General features: G+C 71.1%; 18 protein-coding genes and 1 pseudogene. 9 read left to right on the top strand and 10 right to left on the bottom strand.

Annotated features, from left to right (window positions below):
* Positions 1-52 precede the first annotated feature (52 nt).
* The 3 genes from ACIRD7_RS12695 to ACIRD7_RS12685 are packed head-to-tail and all read left to right on the top strand — an operon-like array spanning position 53 to position 3,191.
* On the top strand, positions 53-1,210 hold the full coding sequence (locus tag ACIRD7_RS12695) for a Gfo/Idh/MocA family protein (RefSeq protein ID WP_403452789.1): 1,158 nt from the start codon (positions 53-55) through the stop codon (positions 1,208-1,210).
* A complete protein-coding gene (locus ACIRD7_RS12690) occupies positions 1,207-2,358 on the top strand; it encodes a dihydrodipicolinate synthase family protein (protein ID WP_403452788.1) in 1,152 nt (383 codons plus the stop codon). The genes ACIRD7_RS12695 and ACIRD7_RS12690 overlap by 4 nt, the downstream gene beginning before the upstream one ends.
* On the top strand, positions 2,355-3,191 hold the full coding sequence (locus ACIRD7_RS12685; protein WP_403452787.1) for a sugar phosphate isomerase/epimerase family protein: 837 nt from the start codon (positions 2,355-2,357) through the stop codon (positions 3,189-3,191). The genes ACIRD7_RS12690 and ACIRD7_RS12685 overlap by 4 nt, the downstream gene beginning before the upstream one ends.
* 66 nt (positions 3,192-3,257) lie before the next feature.
* Here the strand turns inward: ACIRD7_RS12685 and ACIRD7_RS12680 are convergent, their stop codons facing one another.
* The 7 genes from ACIRD7_RS12680 to ACIRD7_RS12650 form a co-directional block, all read right to left on the bottom strand.
* Positions 3,258-3,644, bottom strand: coding sequence for a hypothetical protein (locus tag ACIRD7_RS12680; RefSeq protein WP_403452786.1), 387 nt, complete (start codon positions 3,642-3,644; stop codon positions 3,258-3,260).
* A 231-nt stretch (positions 3,645-3,875) separates the two neighbouring features.
* On the bottom strand, positions 3,876-4,265 hold the full coding sequence (gene rbsD / locus ACIRD7_RS12675; RefSeq protein WP_403452785.1) for a D-ribose pyranase: 390 nt from the start codon (positions 4,263-4,265) through the stop codon (positions 3,876-3,878).
* Positions 4,262-5,164 carry a ribokinase gene (locus tag ACIRD7_RS12670; RefSeq protein WP_403452784.1) on the bottom strand — a complete coding sequence of 301 codons (903 nt, stop codon included), beginning with the start codon at positions 5,162-5,164 and terminating at the stop codon, positions 4,262-4,264. The genes rbsD and ACIRD7_RS12670 overlap by 4 nt, the downstream gene beginning before the upstream one ends.
* Positions 5,165-5,287: 123 nt before the next feature.
* A complete protein-coding gene (locus ACIRD7_RS12665; protein ID WP_403452783.1) occupies positions 5,288-7,243 on the bottom strand; it encodes a substrate-binding domain-containing protein in 1,956 nt (651 codons plus the stop codon).
* The gene (locus ACIRD7_RS12660; RefSeq protein ID WP_403452782.1) at positions 7,233-8,765 is read right to left on the bottom strand and encodes a sugar ABC transporter ATP-binding protein; all 1,533 of its coding nucleotides are present in this window, start codon (positions 8,763-8,765) and stop codon (positions 7,233-7,235) included. Before ACIRD7_RS12660 ends, ACIRD7_RS12665 begins: the two co-directional genes overlap by 11 nt.
* Positions 8,762-9,799: a LacI family DNA-binding transcriptional regulator gene (locus tag ACIRD7_RS12655; RefSeq protein ID WP_403452781.1), complete on the bottom strand. Its 1,038-nt coding sequence runs from the start codon at positions 9,797-9,799 to the stop codon at positions 8,762-8,764. The genes ACIRD7_RS12660 and ACIRD7_RS12655 overlap by 4 nt, the downstream gene beginning before the upstream one ends.
* A 159-nt stretch (positions 9,800-9,958) precedes the next feature.
* The gene (locus ACIRD7_RS12650; RefSeq protein WP_403452780.1) at positions 9,959-10,522 is read right to left on the bottom strand and encodes a hypothetical protein; all 564 of its coding nucleotides are present in this window, start codon (positions 10,520-10,522) and stop codon (positions 9,959-9,961) included.
* 119 nt (positions 10,523-10,641) lie between these two features.
* On the opposite strand from ACIRD7_RS12650, the gene ACIRD7_RS12645 reads away from it, so the two are divergent.
* The 4 genes from ACIRD7_RS12645 (at position 10,642) to ACIRD7_RS12630 (ending at position 15,676) form a co-directional block, all read left to right on the top strand.
* The gene (locus ACIRD7_RS12645) at positions 10,642-11,232 is read left to right on the top strand and encodes a TetR/AcrR family transcriptional regulator (protein WP_403452779.1); all 591 of its coding nucleotides are present in this window, start codon (positions 10,642-10,644) and stop codon (positions 11,230-11,232) included.
* A gap of 211 nt (positions 11,233-11,443) precedes the next feature.
* Positions 11,444-11,809, top strand: coding sequence for a hypothetical protein (locus ACIRD7_RS12640; protein ID WP_403452778.1), 366 nt, complete (start codon positions 11,444-11,446; stop codon positions 11,807-11,809).
* Between the two features lie 57 nt (positions 11,810-11,866).
* The gene (locus ACIRD7_RS12635) at positions 11,867-14,122 is read left to right on the top strand and encodes an ATP-dependent RecD-like DNA helicase (protein ID WP_403452777.1); all 2,256 of its coding nucleotides are present in this window, start codon (positions 11,867-11,869) and stop codon (positions 14,120-14,122) included.
* Between the two features lie 264 nt (positions 14,123-14,386).
* A complete protein-coding gene (locus ACIRD7_RS12630) occupies positions 14,387-15,676 on the top strand; it encodes a citrate synthase (RefSeq protein ID WP_403452776.1) in 1,290 nt (429 codons plus the stop codon).
* A 644-nt stretch (positions 15,677-16,320) separates the two neighbouring features.
* Here ACIRD7_RS12630 and ACIRD7_RS12625 read toward each other — a convergent pair.
* The 3 genes and pseudogenes from ACIRD7_RS12625 to ACIRD7_RS12615 all read right to left on the bottom strand — a co-directional run bounded on the left by ACIRD7_RS12625 (position 16,321) and on the right by ACIRD7_RS12615 (position 19,830).
* Positions 16,321-18,575: pseudogene (locus tag ACIRD7_RS12625) on the bottom strand (heavy metal translocating P-type ATPase).
* 8 nt (positions 18,576-18,583) lie between these two features.
* The gene (locus tag ACIRD7_RS12620) at positions 18,584-18,823 is read right to left on the bottom strand and encodes a heavy-metal-associated domain-containing protein (RefSeq protein ID WP_403453076.1); all 240 of its coding nucleotides are present in this window, start codon (positions 18,821-18,823) and stop codon (positions 18,584-18,586) included.
* Positions 18,824-19,110: 287 nt separating this feature from the next.
* Entirely contained in the window at positions 19,111-19,830 is a 720-nt protein-coding gene (locus ACIRD7_RS12615) for a TetR/AcrR family transcriptional regulator (RefSeq protein ID WP_403452775.1), read from the bottom strand.
* Positions 19,831-19,990: 160 nt separating this feature from the next.
* Between ACIRD7_RS12615 and ACIRD7_RS12610 the strand changes: the two genes are divergently transcribed.
* Together ACIRD7_RS12610 and ACIRD7_RS12605 are read left to right on the top strand one after the other, a co-directional pair.
* The gene (locus ACIRD7_RS12610) at positions 19,991-22,225 is read left to right on the top strand and encodes an MMPL family transporter (protein ID WP_403452774.1); all 2,235 of its coding nucleotides are present in this window, start codon (positions 19,991-19,993) and stop codon (positions 22,223-22,225) included.
* A 95-nt stretch (positions 22,226-22,320) separates the two neighbouring features.
* Positions 22,321-23,364, top strand: coding sequence for a zinc-dependent alcohol dehydrogenase family protein (locus ACIRD7_RS12605; RefSeq protein WP_403452773.1), 1,044 nt, complete (start codon positions 22,321-22,323; stop codon positions 23,362-23,364).
* Positions 23,365-23,421: the final 57 nt, after the last annotated feature.

The following is a 23,421-nucleotide window of genomic DNA, read 5'->3' as shown; positions in this document are numbered from 1 at the left end:
GCGCTTGCTGCGACGCTCGTCAGGGTCGGGGCGTACCTACGAAGGGAATGACGTGACACGCAAGACGGTGCGTATCGCGATGAACGGCGTGACCGGGCGCATGGGCTACCGACAGCACCTGGTCCGCTCCATCCTGGCCATCCGCGAGCAGGGCGGCCTCGACCTCGGCGACGGCGGCGTGCTGTGGCCGGAGCCGGTCCTGGTCGGCCGCCGCGAGTACGCCCTGAAGGCGCTCGCCGAGCAGCACGGCCTGGACCCGGAGAACATCTCGACCGACGTCGACGCGGTCCTCGCCGACCCGTCCGTCGAGATCTACTTCGACGCGCAGGTCACCTCCGCCCGCGAGGAGGCCATCAAGAAGGCGATCGCCGCCGGCAAGCACATCTACACCGAGAAGCCGACCGCCACCGGTCTGGAGGGCGCCCTGGAGCTGGCGCGGCTCGCCGCCGACGCCGGCATCAAGCACGGCGTCGTCCAGGACAAGCTCTTCCTCCCCGGCCTGCTCAAGCTCAAGCGCCTCATCGACGGCGGCTTCTTCGGGCGGATCCTGTCCATCCGCGGCGAGTTCGGCTACTGGGTCTTCGAGGGCGACTGGCAGACCGCGCAGCGCCCGTCCTGGAACTACCGCGCCGAGGACGGCGGCGGCATCGTCGTCGACATGTTCCCGCACTGGGAGTACGTGCTGCACGAGCTCTTCGGGCGCGTGAAGTCCGTGCAGGCCATCGCCACCACCCACATCCCGCAGCGCTGGGACGAGAACGACAAGCCCTACGACGCCACCGCCGACGACGCCGCCTACGGCATCTTCGAGCTGGACGGCGGCGCGATCGCCCAGATCAACTCGTCCTGGGCCGTGCGCGTCAACCGCGACGAACTGGTGGAGTTCCAGGTCGACGGCACCGAGGGCTCGGCGGTCGCGGGCCTGCGCAACTGCCGCGTCCAGCACCGCTCCCTCACCCCCAAGCCGGTCTGGAACCCGGACATCCCGGCCACCTACTCCTTCCGCGACCAGTGGCAGGAGGTCCCGGACAACGCCGACTTCGACAACGGCTTCAAGGCCCAGTGGGAGCTGTTCCTCAGGCACGTCTACGCCGATGCCCCCTACCACTGGGACCTCCTCGCCGGCGCCCGCGGTGTCCAGCTCGCCGAGCTGGGCCTGAAGTCCTCGGCGGAGGGCCGCCGTCTCGACGTACCGGAGATCCAGCTGTGACGATCCGACTCCCCGACCTCCAGGGGGGCTTCAGGGCGTACGAGCCCCGCCGGGAGCCCCTCGCCGTCACCCCCGGCGCCCCCCTCGCCTCCCGTACGGTCTTCTCGGCGGCGCACGTCGTCGCCGACCCGTACGCCGACACGAGCCCCGACTCGCCCGCGGCCGTCGACTGGGACGCCACCCTCGCCTTCCGCCGCCATCTGTGGTCCCACGGGCTCGGTGTCGCCGAGGCCATGGACACCGCCCAGCGCGGGATGGGCCTGGACTGGGCGGGTGCGGCCGAGCTGATCCGCCGCAGCGCCGCCGAGGCCAGGGCGGTCGGCGGCCGCATCGCCTGCGGCGCCGGCACCGACCAGATCGCCGCCGGGTCGCTCACGGAGGTCCGGGCGGCCTACGAGGAGCAGCTCGCCGTCGTCGAGGAGAGCGGGGCGCAGGCGATCCTGATGGCCTCGCGGGCGCTGGCCGCGGCGGCGCAGGGACCCGAGGACTATCTGGAGGTCTACGGCCATCTGCTGCGCCAGGCCGCCGAGCCGGTGATCCTGCACTGGCTGGGCCCGATGTTCGACCCGGCGCTGGAGGGCTACTGGGGGTCGGACGACCTCGACGCGGCGACGGACACCTTCCTGGAGGTCATCGCCGCGCACCCCGACAAGGTGGACGGCATCAAGGTGTCGCTGCTGGACGCCCAGCGGGAGATCGACATCCGCCGCCGCCTGCCGCAGGGCGTGCGCTGCTACACGGGCGACGACTTCAACTACCCCGAGCTGATCGCGGGCGACGAGAAGGGCTTCAGCCACGCGCTGCTCGGCATCTTCGACCCGCTGGGCCCGCTGGCGGCCGAGGCGGTGCGTGTCCTCGACACGGGGAACGTGGCCGGGTTCCGCGCGCTGCTCGACCCGACGGTCGAGCTGTCCCGGCACCTCTTCCGGACGCCCACCCGCTTCTACAAGACCGGCGTGGTCTTCCTGGCCTGGCTGGCCGGCCACCAGACGCACTTCACCATGGTCGGCGGCCTGCAGTCGGCCCGTTCCCTCCCGCACTTCGCCCGCGCCTACGAACTAGCCGACGGACTGGGCCTGTTTCCGGACCCGAAGCTCGCCGAGGAACGGATGAGGAACCTGCTCGCCCTGTACGGAGTGGCCCAGTGAGCACCGGCGATCTCTCCCGCTTCTCCATCAACCAGATGACCGTCAAGCAGCTGTCGATGCCCGAACTGGTCGAGGAGTGCGGCCGGTTGGGCATCGGCAACGTCGGCCTGTGGCGCGAGCCCGTCCAGGAGTACGGCCTGGAGGCGACGGCCAAGCTGGTCCGTGACGCGGGCCTGACGGTCACCACCCTGTGCCGCGGCGGCTTCCTCACGGCGATCGACCCGGCCGAGCGGGCCACGGCCCTGGACGACAACCGCCGGGCCGTCGACGAGGCGGCCACGCTGGGCACGGACGTCCTGGTGCTGGTCTCGGGCGGCCTGCCCGCCGGGTCCAGGGACCTGCACGGCGCCCGCGAGCGGATCGCCGACGCGCTGGGCGAGCTGGGCCCCTACGCCGGGGAACGGGGCGTGAAGCTGGCCATCGAGCCGCTGCACCCCATGTACGCCGCCGACCGCTGTGTGGTCTCGACCCTGTCCCAGGCCCTCGACCTCGCGGAACGCTTCCCGGCCCACCAGGTCGGCGTCACGGTCGACACCTACCACATCTGGTGGGACGACACGGCTCCGGCGCAGATCGCCCGCGCGGGTGCGGGCGGCCGTATCCACACCTTCCAGCTCGCCGACTGGACGACCCCCCTGCCCGAGGGCGTGCTCACCGGACGCGGTCAGATCGGCGACGGGGCGATCGACATGCGGGAGTGGCAGGGGTACGTCGAGGCGGCCGGATACACCGGCGCCATCGAGGTCGAGCTGTTCAACGACGGGCTGTGGGCCCGGGACGGGCGGGAGGTGCTGGCGGAGACGGTGGCGCGGTTCGTGGAACACACGGCCTAGCTAGCGCACGCGGCCTGCGCCGGGGCGCCGGCGGCTCACGCTCCGTCGGCGCCGGGGCGCCGCGTCCTACTTCCCGGCCGCCCGTTTCGTGAGCACCGCCAGCATGCCCGGAATCACCAGCTCGACCGTCCGGGACACCGGTCCCGCCGGCAGCCCCGTCTTGCGGGACACCGCGCCGGCGACCGGCTCGGCCTCCTCGGCCAGCAGCCCGGCCATGAGGCCGCCGGTCGCGAAGCCGCCCACGGTGGCCACGCCGGTGAGCGGGGCGTCGTGCGGCGTCGCCACGGTCTCCGCCTCGTCGGACAGCGCCGACACCGTCGTGCAGATCAGCTGCCGGGCACCGGACTCGTCCGTGCCCAGCAGCCCCGCGATGTCCGCGATCAGATCGTCGCCGAGCTCGTCGAGCACATCGTCCTGGAGGGATGTGAGGGGGTTTTCTTCTACGTCCTGCATGTCTGAAACGCTACGTCTGCCGGGTTTTACCGGCACCCCGAGGGCGATCGGGAAGGCGCCGAAAAAAATTCTCGGAGCCGTACAACCCTTGCCCCACCTCGCCGGTCGTACTTGGCATCAGGACTTCTCGGAGGGGGATCTGGGGGGATCGCGGGGGTTCTGTAGGAGGGGGAAACCCGAGGGGCTCGGTCGATGGACCGGGCCCCTCGAAACGTCTGTCCGGCAGACCGGTCAGAAGAAGACCCCGCAGCGCAGCAGCACATTCGCGTACGGCCGTGCCTCCCCGGTCCGCACCACCAGCCGCGCCCCGGACGACAGCTCCTTGAGCCGCTCGTGCGGGACCAGCTCCAGACCGGGAAACTCGCCCTCCAGCAGCGCCGCCGCCGCCGGATTGGCGTCCCGGGTCTCCTTCGCCGCCGTCGCGCCCTCCACGACCAGCTCGGCCAGCAGCCCGTCCAGCACCACGGCGAACGACGGCACCCCGGCCCGGAAGGCCAGGTCCACGACGCGGGGGCCGTCGGGTATCGGCATCCCCGCGTCGCACACCAGGACGCCGTCGCCATGGCCCAGCTCGGCCAGGGCGCCGGAGAGGTGGCGGTTCAGGATTCCGGCCTTCTTCATGCCTCCTCGACCTCCGCGGCCGTGGGGAAGGAGACCTGCGCGCCCTGCCGGGTCACGGCCACCGCCCCGACCCGCGCCGCGTACGCCGCCGCCTCGGCCAGGGACTCGCCCGTTCCCAGCCGCCAGGCCAGCGCGGCCGTGAACGCGTCGCCCGCGCCGGTGGTGTCCACCGCGTCCACCTCCACGGACGGCACGCGCGTCACCCCCTTCGCCGACGCCACCAGCGCGCCTTCCGAGCCGAGCGTCACGACCACCGAGCGAGGGCCCTTGGCCAGCAGGATCCGCGCCCAGTCCTCCGGCGTCTCGCCCACCGCCGAGTCGCCGAGGATCACCTTCGCCTCGTGCTCGTTCACGATCAGCGGGTCGCAGGCCGTCAGCACCTCGGTCGGCAGCGGGCGCGGCGGCGAGGGGTTCAGCACGAACCGGCTGCCCTCCGCCAGGCTCCGGACCACCTCCACGACCGTCTCCAGCGGGATCTCCAGCTGGGTGGAGACCACCCGCGACGCCTGGAAGAGGCTCGCGGCGGCGTGGACGTCGCCCGGGGTGAGCCGGCCGTTCGCGCCCGGCGAGACCACGATGCTGTTGTCCCCGGACGGGTCCACGGTGATCAGCGCGACGCCGGTCGGCGCGCCGCCGACCAGGACGCCGACCGTGTCGACGCCGGACTCCCGCTGCGAGTCGAGCAGCAGCCGGCCGTGCGCGTCGTCGCCGACCCGGGCCAGCAGGGCCGTACGGGCCCCGAGCCGGGCGGCCGCGACCGCCTGGTTGGCGCCCTTGCCGCCCGGGTGGACGGCCAGATCGGAGCCGAGCACGGTCTCGCCGGCCCCCGGCCGGCGCTCGACGCCGATCACCAGGTCGGCGTTGGCCGACCCTACGACCAGGAGGTCGTAGTCGTACATGAGATCGCTCCCCTGTTAGGTCCCCGTAGTGACGTACGGCGGGCGGCCGCCCCCAGGTCCATGCTCCTGCAACGACCGCCCGCCCGTTCGCCGTTCACCGATGTCGGCGTATCCCAGCGGATCTCAGCCGCTGAAGCCCGCCACGTTCTCCTTCGTGACCACCTTCACCGGCACCTTCACCGTCTGCTGGACCTTCTCGCCGTCGAGCGCCTTCAGGGCGTTGTCCACGGCGATCCGGCCGAGCTGGGTCGGCTGCTGGGCGACGGAGGCGTACAGCGAGCCGCCCTCGACGGCCTTCAGACCGTCCGGCGTGCCGTCGAAGCCGACCACCGAGACCGACTTGCCGGCCTTGGAGCCCAGCGCCTTGATCGCGCCGAGCGCCATCTCGTCGTTGGCGGCGATGACGCCCTGGACGTCCGGGTGCGCCTGGAGCAGGTTCGACATCACGTCGAGGCCCTTGGTGCGGTCGAAGTCGGCGGGCTGCTGGGCGACGACCTGGATGCCGGGGAAGGCCTTGAGGCCGCTGGCGAAGCCCTGGGCGCGCTCGCGGGCGGCGGAGGTGCCGGCCTGGCCCTGGAGGATCACGATCTTGCCCTTGCCGCCGAGCTTCTCGGCGATCGACTTGGCGGCGCGCTCACCGCCGGCCACGTTGTCGGAGGCGACCAGGGCGGCCGTCTTCGCGTTGTTGACGCCGCGGTCGACGGCGATCACCGGGATGTCCGCCTTGTCGGCGGCGTTCACGGAGTTGCTCGCCGCGTCCGAGTCGACCGGGTTGACGATGATCGCGCCGACGCCGGAACTGGTGAAGTTCTGCAGCTGGTTGGCCTGCTGCGAGGCGTCGTTCTGCGCGTCCGTGACGGTCAGGTCCACGCCCCGCTTCTCCGCCTCGGCCTCGGCGCCCGCCCGGATCTGCACGAAGAAGGGGTTGTTGAGGGTCGACAGCGACAGGCCCACCTTCCGGTCGGCCGACGCGGAGGAGCCGTTGTGCAGGAAGGAGGTCGCGCCCACGATCGCCACGGTGACGACCGCCGCGAGCGCGTACGTCCCCGCCTGCTTGCCCTTGCCGCCGCCCGCGCCCGTGCCCGCGGCCACCGGCGTCGCGCCCGCCTTGCGGCGCAGCGTGTCGAACAGCACCGCCAGCGCGATCACGACGCCGATGACGACCTGCTGCCAGAAGGCGGACACGTCCAGCAGGTTCAGGCCGTTGCGCAGCACCGCCAGGATCAGCGCGCCGATGAGCGTGCCGGACGCCTTGCCGGTGCCGCCCGCGAGGGAGGCGCCGCCGATGACGACCGCGGCGATCGCGTCCAGCTCGTAGCCGTCGGCCGCCTGGGGCTGCGCGGAGGACAGCCGCGAGGCCAGCACGATGCCCGCGACGGCGGCGAACACGCCGGACAGGGCGTAGATGGCGAGCTTCTGCTTCTTCACCCGCAGGCCGGAAAGGCGCGCGGCCTCCTCGTTGCCGCCGATCGCGTACATCGAGCGGCCGATGTAGGTCCGGCCGAGCACGAACGCGGCGATCAGACCCATCACGATCATCACGAGGACCGGCACCGGCAGCCAGCCGCCGAGCGTGTCGCCGAGGTGCGAGACGGAGTCGGGGAAGGCGATCGGGGAACCCTCGGAGATCACCAGCGACAGACCGCGGGCCACCGACAGCATCGCGAGCGTCGCGATGAACGGCGGGAGTTTGCCGTAGGAGACGAGGAAGCCGTTGACCAGTCCGGCCGCGATGCCTGTCGCGACGGCCAGCAGCACCGCTATGCCGACCGGCACCCCGTGCGAGGTCGCGCTCCAGGCGAGGACGGTGGCCGACAGGGCCGCCACCGAGCCGACCGACAGGTCGATGCCCGCCGAGACGATCACGAAGGTCACGCCGAAGGCGAGGATGGCGGTCACGGCCGCCTGGACGCCGACGTTCAGCAGGTTGTCGGTGGTCAGGAAGTCGCCGGACAGCGCCGACATGGCGACGACGAGGACGATCAGCGCGGTGAGCGCGCCGTTGTCGAGGAGCAGCCGGCGCAGTCCGCCGGTGGCGCCACCGGCGCCCGTTGTGCTCTTGAGCGTGTCAGTGGCCACGAGCGGCCTCCTTGTCGTTCGCGGGGACGGTCGGGGGAGTGCTGACGGCGAGTGCCATCACGGAGTCCTGGGTGGCCTCGTCGGCGGCGAGTTCGCCGGCGATCCGGCCCTGGGCCATCACCAGCACCCGGTCGCTCATGCCGAGCACCTCGGGAAGATCGCTGGAGATCATGAGTACGGCGGCTCCGGCCGCGGTCAGTTCGTTGATGAGCTGGTAGATCTCGACCTTGGCGCCGACGTCGATGCCGCGGGTCGGCTCGTCGAGGATCAGCACCTTGGTGCTCGCCAGCAGCCACTTGCCGATGACGACCTTCTGCTGGTTGCCGCCGGAGAGGGTGCGCACATGCTGGCCGAGCCCGGCCATCCGCACGCCCAACTGCCCGGCGATCCGCTCGGCTGCCGCCCGCCGGCCCCTGAGGTCGACGAGCCCCGCGCGCGTGGCGGCGCGCATGGTCACCAGGCCGAGGTTCTCCTCGACCGACTGGTCGAGCACCAGCCCCTGGCCCTTGCGGTCCTCGGGGATCAGCCCGATGCCGGCCGCCATGGCGGCGCCCACGTCATGCCCCTTGAGGGCCGTCCCGGCGACCTTCACGGCCCCCTTGTCGTACGGGTCCGCACCGAACACGGCGCGCACCACCTCGGTCCGGCCCGCGCCGACCAGCCCCGCGATGCCGACGACCTCACCGGCGCGCACCTCGAAGCTGACGTCGTGGAAGACGCCGTCGCGGGTGAGCCCCTCGACCTTCAGGAGAGCCTCTCCGCTCTCGCCGCGCTCCCGCGGGTACTGCTGCTCGATCGAGCGGCCCACCATCAGCCGTACGAGCTCGTCCTCGGGGGTGGAGGCGGGAACCCGGCCGACGGAGCGGCCGTCGCGGATGACCGTGACCCGGTCACCGAGGGCGGCGATCTCCTCCAGGTGGTGGGTGATGAAGACGACCCCCACCCCGTCCTCGCGCAGCGTGCGCACGATCGCGAAGAGCTTGTCGACCTCCTCGGAGGTGAGCACGGCGGTCGGCTCGTCCATGATCAGCACGCGCGCGTCCAGACTGAGCGCCTTGGCGATCTCGACCATCTGCAGGCGCGCGATGCCGAGTTCACGCACACGCGCGCGTGGCGACACGTGCACGCCGACCCGCTTCAGCAGGACCTCGGCGTCGGCCTCCATACGCTTGCGGTCGATCATCCCGAAGCGGCGCGGCTGGCGGCCCAGGAAGATGTTCTCGGCGACCGTGAGATCGGGTACGAGGTTGAACTCCTGGTAGATGGTGGCGATCCCGAGCCGTTCGGAGTCCTGCGCACCGTGGATGCGCACCTCCTCGCCGCCGACCAGGATCCGCCCGGCGTCGGGCGTGTAGGCGCCGGAGAGCATCTTGATGAGGGTGCTCTTGCCCGCGCCGTTCTCGCCGAGCAGCACATGGACCTCGCCCCGGCGCAGATCGAAGTCGACGCCGTCCAGCGCGACCACGCCCGGGAAGGTCTTCCTTATGCCCTCGATGCGCAGCAACTCGTCCCGGTTGCTCACGAAGTGCTCCTTTGCACTGGGGTGGGGGACTGCGGGGGGTTGGGGTTCTCGCCGCACGAGCGGCGTACGACGAGGCGGGCGGGCAGGGTGACGGACGCGCCGGGGCGTCCCTCGATGCGGTCCACCAGGGCCCGTACGGCGGCCCGGCCCAGCTCGCCCGTCGGCTGGGCGATCGCGGTGATCGGCGGATCGGTGTGCACGAACCACCGGATGTCGTCGAACGCGGCCAGCCCGATGTCGTCGGGCACGCGCAGCCCACGCGCGCGTACGGCGTCCAGCGCGCCGAGCGCCATCAGGTTGTCGGCCGCGAAGACGACCTCGGGCGGCTCGGGCAGGTCGAGGAAGCCCTCGGTGACCCGCCGCCCGCTGTCGACCTGGAAGTCGCCCTGCCCTGTGTAGGCGTCCGGGAGTTCGAGGCCGTACGCGGCGAGCGCCTCCCGGAAGGCCTCGACACGCTCACGCCCGGTGGTGGTCGCCGCCGGCCCCGCGATGATCGCGAGCCGCCGGTGCCCGAGCCCGTGCAGATGCGCCACGAGATCCCGTACGGCGGTCTGCCCGTCCGCCCGCACCACCGGCACGTCCACGCCCGGGATCCACCGGTCCACGAAGACCATCGGCGTCCCGGCGCGCACGGCGTCCAGCATCAGCGGCGAGCCGCCGTCGGTGGGGGAGACGAGGAGTCCGTCGATACGGCGGTCCAGCAGGTTCCGTACGTGGTGGTCCTGCAGATCGGGCCGCTCGTCGGCGTTGCCGATGATGACGCTGTAGCCGAGCGCGCGGGCCTCCTCCTCGACGGAGCGGGCCAGTTCGGTGAAGTAGGGGTTCATCACGTCGCTGATGACCAGGCCGAGGGTGTGGGTCTGGTCGGTGCGCAGGGAGCGGGCGACGGCGTTCGGGCGGTAGCCCAGGCTCTGGACGGCGGCCAGCACACGTGCGCGTGCCTCGGCACTGACCGACGGATGGTCGTTCAGGACCCGCGACACCGTGGCGACGGAAACCCCCGCCTCGGCAGCGACGTCCTTGATGCTCGCCATCGCCGCTCCACCTCCTCGTGGAACTCGTGGAATCGATTACATCGATCTGCTCGAAGGATTGGAATCGATTACACGCGGCGGGGCAAGGGGGTGACGGGTGGCCGAAATTGAATCGTGACCAGCCGGGTGGCCCGGGTCGGCCCCGGGCCACCCTTCGGGTCATGCCTGCTTGCCGGCCCGCCCGAGACGCAGGGCGGAGGCGAGGAAGAAGATCCCGCCGAGGAAGGCGTAACCGGCGAGGGAGCCCAGGGAGGCGTCGTCCTTGCCCGCCTGCGCGAAGAAGGAGGCGCCGGCGAGCGTGGAGATCGCGCCACTGACGATCATCGCCCACTGTCCTCCCAGCCGGCGTCGGGCGGCGCCGACGAGGAGCTGGACGACGCCGGCGGTGACGGCCCAGACGCCCCAGACGCGCAGCACCGCCGGGATGCCGGAGGTGGCGGCGACTGCGAGGCCGATGCCGGTGAGGGTGCTGAGTGCGATGTTCAGGTACAGGTGGCGCACCGGGCCGTCGCTCGCCTTGGCGGACCGGACGTCGACGACGGCACACGCCACGTCGAACAGGGGGTAGATCACCAGGAGTGCCCCGCTCAGCGGGGTCAGGGTGTCGGCGGTGGCGAACAGCAGGCCCGCCCAGACGGCGGCGAACGCGAAGCGCAGGAAGTACAGCTTGCGCAGGGCTGCGGTGACGCCGGTGCCGGCAGACGCGTCGACGAGGGTGTCCATGGGAGGCCTTTCCGAGGCATGAGGGAGAACGTTCGGTCTCTTGCCTTCATCAAAGGGGGCTTCCGCGGCCACTGTCAAGACCGAACGTTCTCCCTCATTGCTTTGGTAGCCTCGGGTCCATGAGTCGGGGCACAGCGAGCCGGAGCACGGCGGGCGGCAGCACATCCGAAGCGCGGGCGAGGCTGCTCGGCACGGCGACGAGGATCTTCTACGCCGAGGGGATCCACTCCGTCGGTGTCGACCGCATCGTCGCGGAGGCGCAGGTCACCCGGGCGACGCTCTACCGGCACTTCACGGGCAAGGACGAACTCGTCCTCGCCTACCTCGACTTGGCCGACAAGGGAATCCGGGCGCAGACCGAGGCGGCTCAGGCGGCCGAGGAGTCGGCGGACGGCAAGGTCAGGGCCGTCGCCCGGTCCATCGCCGACGGCATCCGGTCCCAGGGCTTCCGCGGCTGCGCCTTCCTCAACGCGGTGGCCGAATACCCCGACCCGGCCCACCCGATCCATCAGGCCGTGCTGGCCCACCGGCAGTGGTTCCTCGACACCGTCACGGAACTGCTGGCCCGGGCCGGCCACGAGCCCGCCGACGCGGCCGGCCGCCACCTCGTCATGCTCCGGGACGGCGCCATGGCGGCCGGCTGTCTCTTCGACCCCGAACTGGTCTGCGAGACCTTCCTGCAGGGCGTCGACGGAATCCTTCAGTCCTAGGCCGTGTCCGCGAAGTCCCGCCTGCTCCCGCGACGCCTGGCACGCCGCGGAGCCCGCCCTGCGGGCGGACGACGGGACTTCGCGGACACGACCTGGGCACGCGCCATCGCTGCCCCCGCCTCCTCGTGCATGTCGCGGGGCGCTCCGGGCCGGTCCACACTGAAAGGACGATGGGGCCGTCTCTTCAGGCAAGGTCCGGAGCGGAGGAGCCATGACGGCAGCGACTCACGACGACGTACCCGTCACCCTCGGCGGCGACGGCGTGGAGGTGCGCACCCAGCCCATCGGCGGCGGTATGTCCGTCGGCTACGTCAGCCTGCCGGAGGGCACGGACATGGGGCCCGCCCTCAAGGGCCTGGCGGGAGACGCCTGCCCCTGCCCGCACTGGGGCTACCTGCTGAAGGGCCGGCTGCGGATGCTGACGCCCGAGGGCGAGGAGTACTACGAGGCGGGCCAGGCGTACTACTGGGGTCCCGGCCATGTCCCCGTCGCCCTTGAGGACTGTGAGTTCGTGGAGTTCTCGCCGACCGCGGAGTTCCAGGCGGTCCTCGATCATGTGGAGTCGCAGTCGGCCTGACGGCCCGCTTCGTCCACGGGCCCCCGCGTTGTCCGACCCGACCGGTAGCGTCGGATCATGTCCAATCAGGCGGGGGCTTCCACCGGTGAGCGGCGACTGGCCGTGCTCGAAGGCGTCCTGGAGCGGATCACGTACGCCAACGAGGAGACCGGCTACACGGTCGCCCGGGTCGACACCGGCAGAGGCGGCGGCGATCTGCTCACGGTCGTCGGCGCGCTGCTCGGCGCCCAGGTCGGTGAGTCCCTGCGGATGGAGGGGCGTTGGGGATCGCACCCCCAGTACGGCAAGCAGTTCACCTGTGAGAACTTCACGACCGTCCTGCCGGCCACCGTCCAGGGCATCCGCCGCTATCTGGGCTCCGGCCTCGTCAAGGGAATCGGCCCGGTGTTCGCCGACCGGATCACCCAGCACTTCGGCATGGACACGCTGAAGATCATCGAGGAGGAGCCCAAGCGGCTCATCGAGGTCCCCGGCCTCGGCCCCAAGCGCACGAAGAAGATCGCCGACGCCTGGGAGGAACAGAAGGCGATCAAGGAGGTCATGCTCTTCCTCCAGACCGTCGAGGTGTCCACCTCCATCGCCGTGCGCATCTACAAGAAGTACGGCGACGCCTCCATCTCGGTCGTGAAGAACCAGCCGTACCGCCTCGCGTCCGACGTGTGGGGCATCGGCTTCCTCACCGCCGACAAGATCGCCCAGAGCGTGGGCATTCCGCACGACAGCCCGGAGCGCGTCAAGGCGGGGCTGCAGTACGCCCTGTCGCAGGCCACCGACCAGGGCAACTGCTATCTCCCCGAGGAGCGGCTGATCGCGGACGCGGTCAAGCTCCTCCAGGTCGACACGGGGCTCGTCATCGAGTGCCTCGCGGAGCTGGCCCGGACCCCGGAGGACGGCGGGGACCCCGGTGTCGTACGGGAGAAGGTGCCAGGTCCCGACGGCGACTCCGAGCCCGTCACGGCCGTCTACCTCGTCCCCTTCCACCGAGCCGAACTCTCCCTGTCCGCCCAGCTGTTGCGCCTCCTGCGCACCGACGAGGACCGGATGCCGGGCTTCCGTGACGTGGCCTGGGAGAAGGCACTCGGCTGGCTGAAGGGCCGCACGGGCACCGACCTCGCCCCCGAGCAGGAGGCCGCCGTCAAGCTGGCGTTGACGAAGAAGGTCGCCGTCCTCACCGGCGGCCCCGGCTGCGGCAAGTCCTTCACCGTGCGCTCGATCGTGGAGCTGGCCCGCGCGAAGAAGGCCAGGGTCGTCCTCGCCGCCCCCACCGGCCGCGCCGCCAAGCGCCTCGCCGAGCTGACCGGCGCCGAGGCCTCCACCGTCCACCGCCTCCTGGAGCTCAAGCCCGGCGGCGACGCGGCCTACGACAAGGACCGGCCGCTCCAGGCCGACCTGGTGGTGGTCGACGAGGCGTCCATGCTGGACCTGCTGCTGGCCAACAAGCTGGTCAAGGCCGTACCGCCGGGTGCCCATCTGCTCTTCGTGGGGGATGTCGACCAGCTGCCCAGCGTCGGGGCGGGCGAGGTCCTCAGGGACCTGCTCGCCGACGGCAGCCCCATCCCGGCCGTGCGCCTCACGCGCGTGTTCCGTCAGGCCCAGCAGTCCGGTGTGGTGACCAACGCGCACCGGATCAACGCCGGGCAGCACCCCGTCACCGACGGCATGAGGGACTTCTTCCTCTTCGTGGAGGACGACACGGAGGAGGCCGGGAGGCTCACGGTGGACGTGGCGGCCCGCCGGATTCCGGCCAAGTTCGGGCTCGACCCGCGCCGGGACATCCAGGTGCTGGCCCCGATGCACCGCGGACCGGCCGGGGCGGGCACGCTGAACGGCCTGCTCCAGCAGGCCATCACCCCGGCACGCCCCGATCTCGCGGAGAAGCGCTTCGGCGGCCGGGTCTTCCGCGTCGGCGACAAGGTCACCCAGATTCGCAACAATTACGAGAAGGGGGAGAACGGCGTCTTCAACGGCACCGTGGGCGTGGTCACCTCACTCGATCCGGTCGACCAGCGGCTGACGGTACTGACGGACGAGGACGAGGAGGTGCCTTACGAATTCGACGAACTGGACGAACTGGCGCACGCGTACGCGGTGACGATCCACCGTTCACAGGGAAGTGAATATCCCGCGGTGGTGATCCCCGTCACCACGGGAGCATGGATGATGCTCCAGCGGAATCTGCTGTACACGGCGGTGACCCGCGCCAAGCAGCTGGTCGTCCTCGTGGGTTCGCGCAAGGCGATCGGCCAGGCGGTGCGCACGGTCTCGGCCGGGCGGCGCTGCACGGCGCTCGACCACCGGCTCGCGGGTTCCTGACCCTGTTTCCGGCCTCCGGCCGGACCCCCTTCTGACCTGCCGTTTCGTGAGGCAACGAAAAAAATGATCGATCAAACGAGTCGCGAAGGTCACAGAGCACTTCCCGACGGGGAAAGCAGGGTGCAGGATGACAGGTTGGCGGCACTCAGTGCCGCCGATAGGCCCAATGGTCGACCCCGAGTGCACTCTCCTGAGCCGAATGGGGGAGGGTAGAGACAGTCAGGGCAACCTCGAAGATGAGGCACAACGTCGGTGAGGGAAGACGTGAGCGACAACTCTGTAGTACTGCGGTACGGCGACGGCGAGTACACCTACCCGGTGATTGACAGCACCGTCGGCGACAAGGGCTTCGACATCGGCAAACTCCGGGCCCAGACCGGTCTGGTGACGCTGGACAGCGGCTACGGCAACACCGCCGCGTACAAATCGGCCATCACCTACCTCGACGGCGAGGCGGGCATCCTCCGCTACCGCGGTTACCCGATCGAGCAGCTGGCCGAGCGCTCCACCTTCCTGGAGGTGGCCTACCTGCTGATCAACGGTGAGCTGCCGACCGTCGACGAGCTCTCGGTCTTCAAGAACGACATCACGCAGCACACCCTGCTGCACGAGGACGTCAAGAACTTCTACAAGGGCTTCCCGCGCGACGCCCACCCGATGGCCATGCTGTCGTCGGTCGTCTCGGCGCTGTCCACCTTCTACCAGGACAGCCACAACCCGTTCGACGAGACGCAGCGCAACCTCTCGACGATCCGCCTGCTCGCGAAGCTCCCGACGATCGCGGCGTACGCGTACAAGAAGTCGATCGGTCACCCGTTCGTCTACCCGCGCAACGACCTCGGCTACGTCGAGAACTTCCTGCGGATGACCTTCTCCGTGCCGGCGCAGGAGTTCGAGCTCGACCCGGTCGTCGTGGCCGCCCTCGACAAGCTGCTGATCCTGCACGCGGACCACGAGCAGAACTGTTCGACGTCGACGGTCCGTCTGGTCGGCTCGTCGCAGGCGAACATGTTCGCGTCGATCTCCGCCGGTATCTCCGCGCTCTGGGGCCCGCTGCACGGCGGCGCCAACCAGTCCGTCCTGGAGATGCTGGAGGGTATCCAGGCCTCCGGCGGCGATGTCGACTCCTTCATCCGCAAGGTGAAGAACAAGGAGGACGGCGTCCGCCTGATGGGCTTCGGCCACCGGGTCTACAAGAACTTCGACCCGCGCGCCAAGATCATCAAGGCCGCCGCGCACGACGTCCTGTCCGCCCTCGGCAAGTCCGACGAGCTGCTGGACATCGCGCTGAAGCTGGAGGAGCACGCGCTCTCCGACGACTACTTCGTCTCGCGCAGCCTCTACCCGAACGTCGACTTCTACACCGGTCTGATCTACCGGGCCATGGGCTTCCCGACCGAGATGTTCACGGTCCTGTTCGCCCTCGGCCGGCTGCCGGGCTGGATCGCCCAGTGGCACGAGATGATCAAGGAGCCGGGGTCCCGCATCGGCCGCCCGCGCCAGATCTACACGGGTGTGGTGGAGCGCGACTTCGTTCCGGTCGAGCAGCGCTAGGCGCTCCGCTGGGGTGCGCCGGGGGTTGTGGGTCGGCTGCGGGTTTGTCGTGGCTGGTCGCGCAGTTCCCCGCGCCCCTGGCAGGGAGGCCTGCGGCCCCCTGACGCGGGTGAACATGAAGAAAGGCGCCCTGGCGGCGGTCCCCCCACGGGCCGACGTCCAGGGCGCCTTCCCATGTCCCGGTGCGGATTCCCCCCACGGGATCCGGCCGGGCGTCTGAGAGACCAGCGCCTGAATTCGCTGTCTTCCGGTGTTGCTGATTGAGCAGAACGAGCGAGACTCGTCGTACTACTGGTTGTGTGCGATCTGCCGGGACAGCGCACGGGCGGGAGGGCCGCTCAAAGCTTCCCGACGTACGTGCCCCGGCAACGCAACTCTGAGGAAGTCCCCCAAGACATCCCCAGATGCCAGTCGGCGCCCCCCAAGACGCTCTCTGACATCGTCAACTTAGACCTTCGAACCCCTTCGATGGTTACGTTCACATCACTGTGATCTGCGTCTCTTGCATATGTCCGTTAGATGCGCAAGAGGCCCGATATGGCGATCGGGGCCCAAGCGTAAGGATGATGCGCGAGCCTTGTGAAGAGCTTATGTGAGCCGGGCGTCGGACTCCAGAGGGGTCCTGCGGGGTTCTTACTACGAATTCACCGGAACGTCCGCAGCCGCAGACTGTTCGACACCACGAACACCGAGGAGAAGGCCATCGCGGCGCCCGCGATCATCGGGTTCAGCAACCCCGCGGCGGCCAGCGGCAACGCCGCGACGTTGTATCCGAAGGCCCACACGAGGTTGCCCTTGATCGTGGCCAGCGTCCGCCGGGACAGCCGGATGGCGTCCGCCGCCACCCGCAGATCGCCGCGCACCAGGGTCAGATCGCTCGCCTCGATCGCCGCGTCCGTCCCCGTGCCCATGGCGAGACCCAGATCGGCGGTGGCGAGCGCGGCCGCGTCGTTGACGCCGTCGCCCACCATGGCCACGCACCGCCCCTCGGCCCGCAGCCGCCGTACCGCCTCGACCTTGTCCTCGGGCAGGACCTCCGCGATCACCTGATCGATGCCGACCGCGGCCGCCACCGCCTCGGCGACCCGTCGGTTGTCCCCCGTCAGCAGCACCGGAGTGAGCCCCAGCGCACGCAGCTCGCGCACCGCCTCGGCGCTGGTCTCCTTCACCGCGTCCGCGACGGCGACCACCCCGCGCGCCACACCGTCCCACCCGACCACGACGGCCGTACGACCGGCTGTCCCGGCCTCTTCGCGGGCGCGGGTCAGCTCGGTGGGCAGGGCGTCGAAAAGGCGCCCCACGGCCACGTCATGGCCCTCCACGCGTCCGCGTACGCCCCGCCCGGGGACGTTCTCGAACCCCTCGACCTCGGGCAGCCGCCCGAGCCTGTCTTCGGCGCCGGCGGCGACCGCCCGGCCGACGGGATGCTCGGAGGCGTGCTCCACGGCGCCCGCGAGCCGCAGCACCTGCTCTGCGTCGGCACCCTCGGCGGCGTAGACCTCCTGGAGGGTCATCCGGCCGGTGGTGACCGTGCCGTCTTGTCCAGGACGACGGTGTCGACCCGGCGCGTGGACTCCAGCACCTCGGGGCCCTTGATCAGGATGCCGAGCTGGGCGCCGCGGCCCGTGCCGACCATGAGGGCCGTGGGCGTGGCCAGGCCCAGGGCGCACGGGCAGGCGATGATCAGGACCGCGACGGCCGCGGTGAAGGCGGCGACGGTGTCGTCGGTGACGCCGAGCCAGGCGCCGAAGGTGGCGACCGCGAGGACGATGACCGCCGGTACGAAGACCGCGGAGATCCGGTCGGCGAGCCGCTGCACCTCGGCCTTGCCGTTCTGCGCGTCCTCCACCAGCCGCGCCATTCGCGCGAGCTGGGTGTCGGCGCCGACCCGGGTCGCCGCCACGACGAGCCGCCCGCCCGCGTTGACGGTGGCGCCGGTGACCGCGTCGCCGACCGTGACGTCCACCGGCACCGACTCGCCGGTCAGCAGGGCGGCGTCGACCGCGGAGGCGCCCTCGACGACGGTGCCGTCGGTCGCGATCTTCTCCCCGGGCCGTACGACGAACCGGTCGCCCACCGCCAGCCGGTCGACGGGGACGCGCACCTCGCGTCCGTCGCGCAGTACGGCGACGTCCTTCGCGCCCAGCTCCATCAGCGCGCGCAGCGCCGCCCCCGCGCGGCGCTTGGAACGGGCTTCGAGGAAGCGGCCGAGGAGGATGAAGGTGACGACGCCGGAAGCCACTTCGAGGTAGATCTGCGAGGCGCCGTCCGTGCGGGAGACGGTCCACTCGAAGCCGTCGTGCATGCCGGGCATGCCCGCGTCGCCGAAGAAGAGCGCCCACAGCGACCAGCCGAACGCCGCCAGCGTGCCCATCGAGATGAGCGTGTCCATGGTGGCCGCGCCGTGCCGGGCGCCCGTGAACGCGGCCCAGTGGAAGGGCAGTCCGCCCCAGACGACCACCGGCGCGGCGAGGGTGAGCGCCAGCCACTGCCAGTTGTCGAACTGGAGGGCCGGGATCATGGACAGCGCGACGACGGGCGCGGTGAGCAGGGCGGAGACGGTGAAGCGGTGGCGGTAGCCGGTCAGTTCGGGGTCCGCCGGGAGCTCTTCGGAGGCTTGCTCCGGGGGAGCCGGCTCCTCGGCCGTGTACCCCGTGCGCTCCACGGTGGCGATCAGGTCGGCGACCTGGACGCCCGCGGGGTAGCTGACCTTCGCCTTCTCCGTCGCGTAGTTCACCGTGGCGGTCACGCCGTCCATGCGGTTGAGCTTCTTCTCGACGCGGGCCGCGCAGGAGGCGCAGGTCATCCCGCCGATGAGCAGCTCCACCTCCGAGACGGCGACCGTCTCGGAGGCTGCCTGCGGCTCGGCTGTCCGCGGTTCCTCGGTGGTGCGCGTCATGGCCAGTTTCAGGCCTTGCCGGCCAGTTCGAAGCCGGCCTCGTCGACGGCCGCGCGTACGTCCTCGTCGTCGAGCGGGGCCGCGGAGACGACCGTGACCTCGCCGGTCGAGGCGACGGCCTTCACCGAGGTGACGCCCGGGAGTTCGGAGAGCTCGCCGGAGACCGCCCCCTCGCAGTGTCCGCAGCTCATGCCGGTCACCTGGTAGACGGCGGTGACGGAACCCGGGGTGTCGGTCTGGGCGGTCATGTGGTTCTCCTCGTCGAGGCAGGTGGGGTCGAGGGGTCCCATGGGGTCCCTTCCCCTCAACGGTATACCCCTACGGGGTACTGCTCAAAGAGGGGTGGCCGCTGTCGGTACAGCACGGGCGTTCGGATGAGTACCGCGTTACCGCTCCGGGATGCGGGTGTGTTCCGGCCGGGGGACAGTGGGTCGCGGGGATTCCCCCCGAACCGGGAGCTGATCCATGCACTTATGTCGGTACAGCCGCGTCACGTCTGTCGGTGCAGCCGCGTCACGTCTGTCGGTACGCCGGGTCACGTCGCGGTTCGGGTCGCGTCCGGACGGCCGAGCCGGTGGCCCACCATCGGGTCGAGGTAGCGGATCAGGGCGTTCTTCAGCTCCTGCACGTAGGCGTCGCGCTCACTGCCCTCGTGGGCGAGGACCAGCTCCAGGCCCGCCTTGTACAGACCCAGGCACATGTGTGAGGTGCGGGCGAGGTCGGCCGGGTCGGCGTCGGGCAGGAACGAGAAGAGCAGGCCCTCGATCCGGGACAGCAGGGTCGCGTGCAGGGCGTCGTGCTCCTCGGCCATGCGGCCGGGGATGTCGGGGCCGTGCATCAGCGCGAAGAACGCCGGATGGGCGCAGTTGAAGGCGATGAACCGGTCGACCGCCGCGCCGACGGCCTCCTCCAGCGGGGTCGCGGCGTCGACCGGGGCGAGCGCCTCGCCGTACATCTCGCGCAGCTCGTGCATGAGCCGGTCGCCGAGCTCGATCGCGATCGCTTCCTTGTTCGGGAAGAACTGGTACAGCGTGCCCGGGGAGACGCCCGCCTCGCGGGCGATGGCGTTCGTGCTGGCCGCCGTGTAGCCGGTGGTGGTGAAGACGGTGGCGGCGGCCTCGAGCAGCTGGGCGATGCGGCGCTCGCCGCGGGCCTGGCGGCGGCGCGGCTGCTCCTTCTCCTGGTTGGCCTGGTTGGCCTGGTTGGCCTGCTGGACCTGGCCGTCCTGGTCGTCCTTGTCCCGGTTGGCGGACACGAGTTTTCCCCAGCTCTCCGAACGTGATTGACAAACGCGAGTGGTCGCTCGCATTCTGGAGAAACGCGAGCGATCTCTCGTGTTTGCCAGTCTATGGCAGTGACAGCTCCATGCTGCCTCGCTTGCACGGCATGGATCAGGGTGAAGGGGACACCGCACAATGACCGAAGTCAACAGGCCACCCCGCATCGGTGGCTGGACCCGCTTCGTGACGGCCCGCCCACGGTTGTCCCTGCTCGTGGCCCTGGTGATCACCGCGCTCGCCGTGCTGGCCGGCAGCGGCGTCGCCGACCGGCTGGGCAGCGGCGGCTGGGAGGACCCGGACGCCGAGTCGACGTACGCGACCAAGGCGCTGGAGCGAGAGTTCCCCGCCTCCCAGCCCAACCTCCTGCTTCTCGTGGACGCGGGCGACGCCTCGGTGGACGATCCCGCGGTCGCGGCCGAGGCCCGGCGGCTCGCCGCACGTCTGGCCGACGAGAAGGGCGTCGTGGGCGTCGGCTCCTACTGGCAGGCGGACGCCGATTCGGCCCCCGCCCTGCGGGCCGAGGACGGCCACGAGGCGCTGATCGCCGCCCGGATCACCGGCGAGGAGAAGGAGATGGGGGAGACCCTGGACCGCCTCGCGCCCGAGTTCCGGGGTGCGCACGGCCCCGTGGAGGTGAGCGTCGGCGGCCCGGTCGCGGTGCGGCACGAGATGCAGACGACCATCCAGGAGGACCTCGTCCGCGCCGAGATGATCGCCCTGCCGGTCACCCTGGTGCTGCTGGTGATGGTCTTCGGCAGCGCGGTCGCCGCCCTGCTGCCGCTCGGCATCGGCATCGTCGCGATCCTCGGCACCAACGCCGTGCTGCGCGGTCTGACCGAGTTCACCGACGTGTCCGTCTTCGCGATGAACCTCACCACCGCTCTCGGCCTCGGCCTCGCCATCGACTACGCCCTGTTCATCGTCCGCCGCTTCCGGGAGGAGCTGTCCACCGGTTCCGAACCGCTGGCAGCCGTCGGCACGACCCTGCGCACGGCCGGCCGGACGGTCCTCTTCTCCGCCCTCACGGTCGCCGTGTCCCTCGCGGCGATGCTGCTCTTCCCGCAGTACTTCCTGCGGTCCTTCGCCTACGCCGGCATCGCGGTGGTGCTGCTGGCAGCGGCGGCCGCGCTGATCCTGCTCCCGGCGGCCCTGATCCTGCTCGGCCACCGGGTCAACTCCCTGGACCTGCGGCGCCTGTTCCGGCGTGGACGCCCGAAGGACACGGCCGAGGCGGCCGGCGCGAGGGAAGGCCGCGCCTGGACCCGCACCGCGAACCTCGTCATGCGCCGCGCCCCCTTCTTCGCCCTCGGCACCACCGCCGTCCTGGTCCTGCTCGGGCTGCCCTTCCTGGGCGTGAAGTTCGGCACCGCCGACGACCGCCAGCTGCCGTCGAGCGCCGAGTCCCATGTCGTCCAGCAGCACATCCGCGACGGCTTCCCGGGCAGCCCCGGCGGCGGCCTGGAGGTGCTCGCCGAGGGCCGGGCGACGCAGGCGCAGTACGCCGACTACAAGGAGCGGATCGCCGCGCTGCCGGAGGTGGTGCGGGTCGAGGGGCCGCTGGTGAAGGGCGAGTCGGCCTACTTCACGGTGCTGCCCAAGGGCGAGGCGGTGGACGGCCCGGCCCAGCACCTGGTCGACGAACTGCGCGCCACCAAGGCGCCGTTCGACACCAAGGTGACGGGCGCGGCGGCGGTCCTGGTCGACTCCAAGGACGCGATAGCCGAGCGCCTGCCCCTGGCGGCCGCCTTCATCACGATCGTCACCCTGCTGCTGGTGTTCCTGCTGACGGGCAGCGTGCTGATCCCGGTCCAGGCCGTCGTGCTCAACGCGCTCAGTCTGACCGCGATGTTCGGCGCGGTGGTCTGGGTCTTCCAGGACGGCCATCTGTCCGGCCTGCTCGGTTTCACCAGCCCCGGCTCGATCGAGACCACCCTCCCGGTGCTGATGTTCTGCGTCGCCTTCGGACTCTCCATGGACTACGGCGTCTTCCTGCTCTCCCGCATCAAGGAGGAGTACGACGCGACGGGCGACCACGACCAGGCGGTGCGGCACGGCCTGCAGCGCACGGGTGGTCTGATCACCGCGGCCGCCGTGATCCTGGCGGTGGTGATGGTCGCGATAGGCACCTCCCGGGTCACCAACACCAAGATGCTCGGCCTCGGCATTGCCCTGGCGGTACTGATGGACGCGATGATCGTCCGCAGCCTCCTGGTCCCGGCGGTCATGCGCCTCACGGGACGGGCGACCTGGTGGGCACCGGGCCCGCTGAGGCGGTTCCACGAGCGGTTCGGGGTGAGCGAGGGAGAGCCGGCGGCGACCCCCGCAGCCGAGCCGGCCCCGCAGCGGGACAAGGTGGGCACACCCGGCTGACCTTGACGACCGACGGCCTGTCGCGGCACCCCCTGCGGAGCGCCTAGCGTTCGCGGTGATCCCCGTGGGAGGGGTGAGCCGAAGGGAGACCAGGGATGCGGGCTGTGGTGTACGAGAGGTTCGGGGAAGCCGCCGAGGTACGTGATGTGCCCGATCCCAGCCCCGCCCCCCACGGAGTGACCGTCCGGGTCGAGGCCACCGGCCTCTGCCGCAGCGACTGGCACGGCTGGCAGGGACACGACCCGGACATCACACTGCCGCATGTGCCCGGCCATGAACTCGCCGGTGTGGTCGAGGCGGTGGGCGACCGGGTGACCGGCTGGCGGCCCGGCGACCGGGTCACCGTCCCGTTCGTGTGCGCCTGCGGCGGCTGCGGGGCGTGCGCGGCGGGCGACCAGCAGGTGTGCGAGCGTCAGACCCAGCCCGGCTTCACCCACTGGGGCTCCTTCGCCCAGTACGTGGCGCTGGACCACGCCGACGTCAACCTCGTCGCCGTGCCCGAGGAGATGTCCTTCGCGACGGCGGCCTCGCTGGGCTGCCGGTTCGCGACGGCCTTCCGGGCGGTCGTGCAGCAGGGCCGGGTGGCGGCGGGGGAGTGGGTCGCCGTGCACGGCTGTGGCGGGGTGGGCCTGTCGGCGGTGATGATCGCGGCGGCGTCGGGCGCGCGGGTCGTCGCGGTGGACGTCTCACCGGCCGCGCTGGAGCTGGCGCGGAAGTTCGGGGCGGCGCAGTGCCTGGACGCGTCGAGCACACCGGACCCGGCGGCGGCGATCCGGGAGCTGACCGGCGGCGGCGCCCACCTCTCCCTGGACGCCCTCGGCTCGCCCGTCACCTGCGCCGCCTCGGTCAACGGCCTGCGCCGCCGCGGCCGGCACCTCCAGGTGGGCCTGCTGCCCTCGGAGTCCGGCACCACCCCGGTCCCGATGGCCCGCGCGATCGCCCTGGAGCTCGAACTGCTGGGCAGCCACGGCATGGCGGCGCACACCTATCCGGCGATGCTGGAGCTCGTGCGCTCGGGGGTGCTGCGGCCGGATCTGCTGGTGACGTCGGCGATTCCGCTGGACGCGGTGCCGGCGGCGCTGAAGGTGATGGGGTCGGCGCCGGGGGCGGGGGTGACGGTCATTCGGCCGTGGGGCTGAGGGTGGTGTCGGGGTGGCCGCGGTGGGCGGCCGACTCGGGGGTCAGGATCGCCGTCC

It is taken from the genome of Streptomyces sp. NPDC093568 (assembly GCF_044764945.1).
In the GTDB taxonomy this organism is placed as follows: Bacteria; Actinomycetota; Actinomycetes; order Streptomycetales; family Streptomycetaceae; genus Streptomyces.
This window is presented reverse-complemented; position numbering and strand designations above follow the sequence as displayed.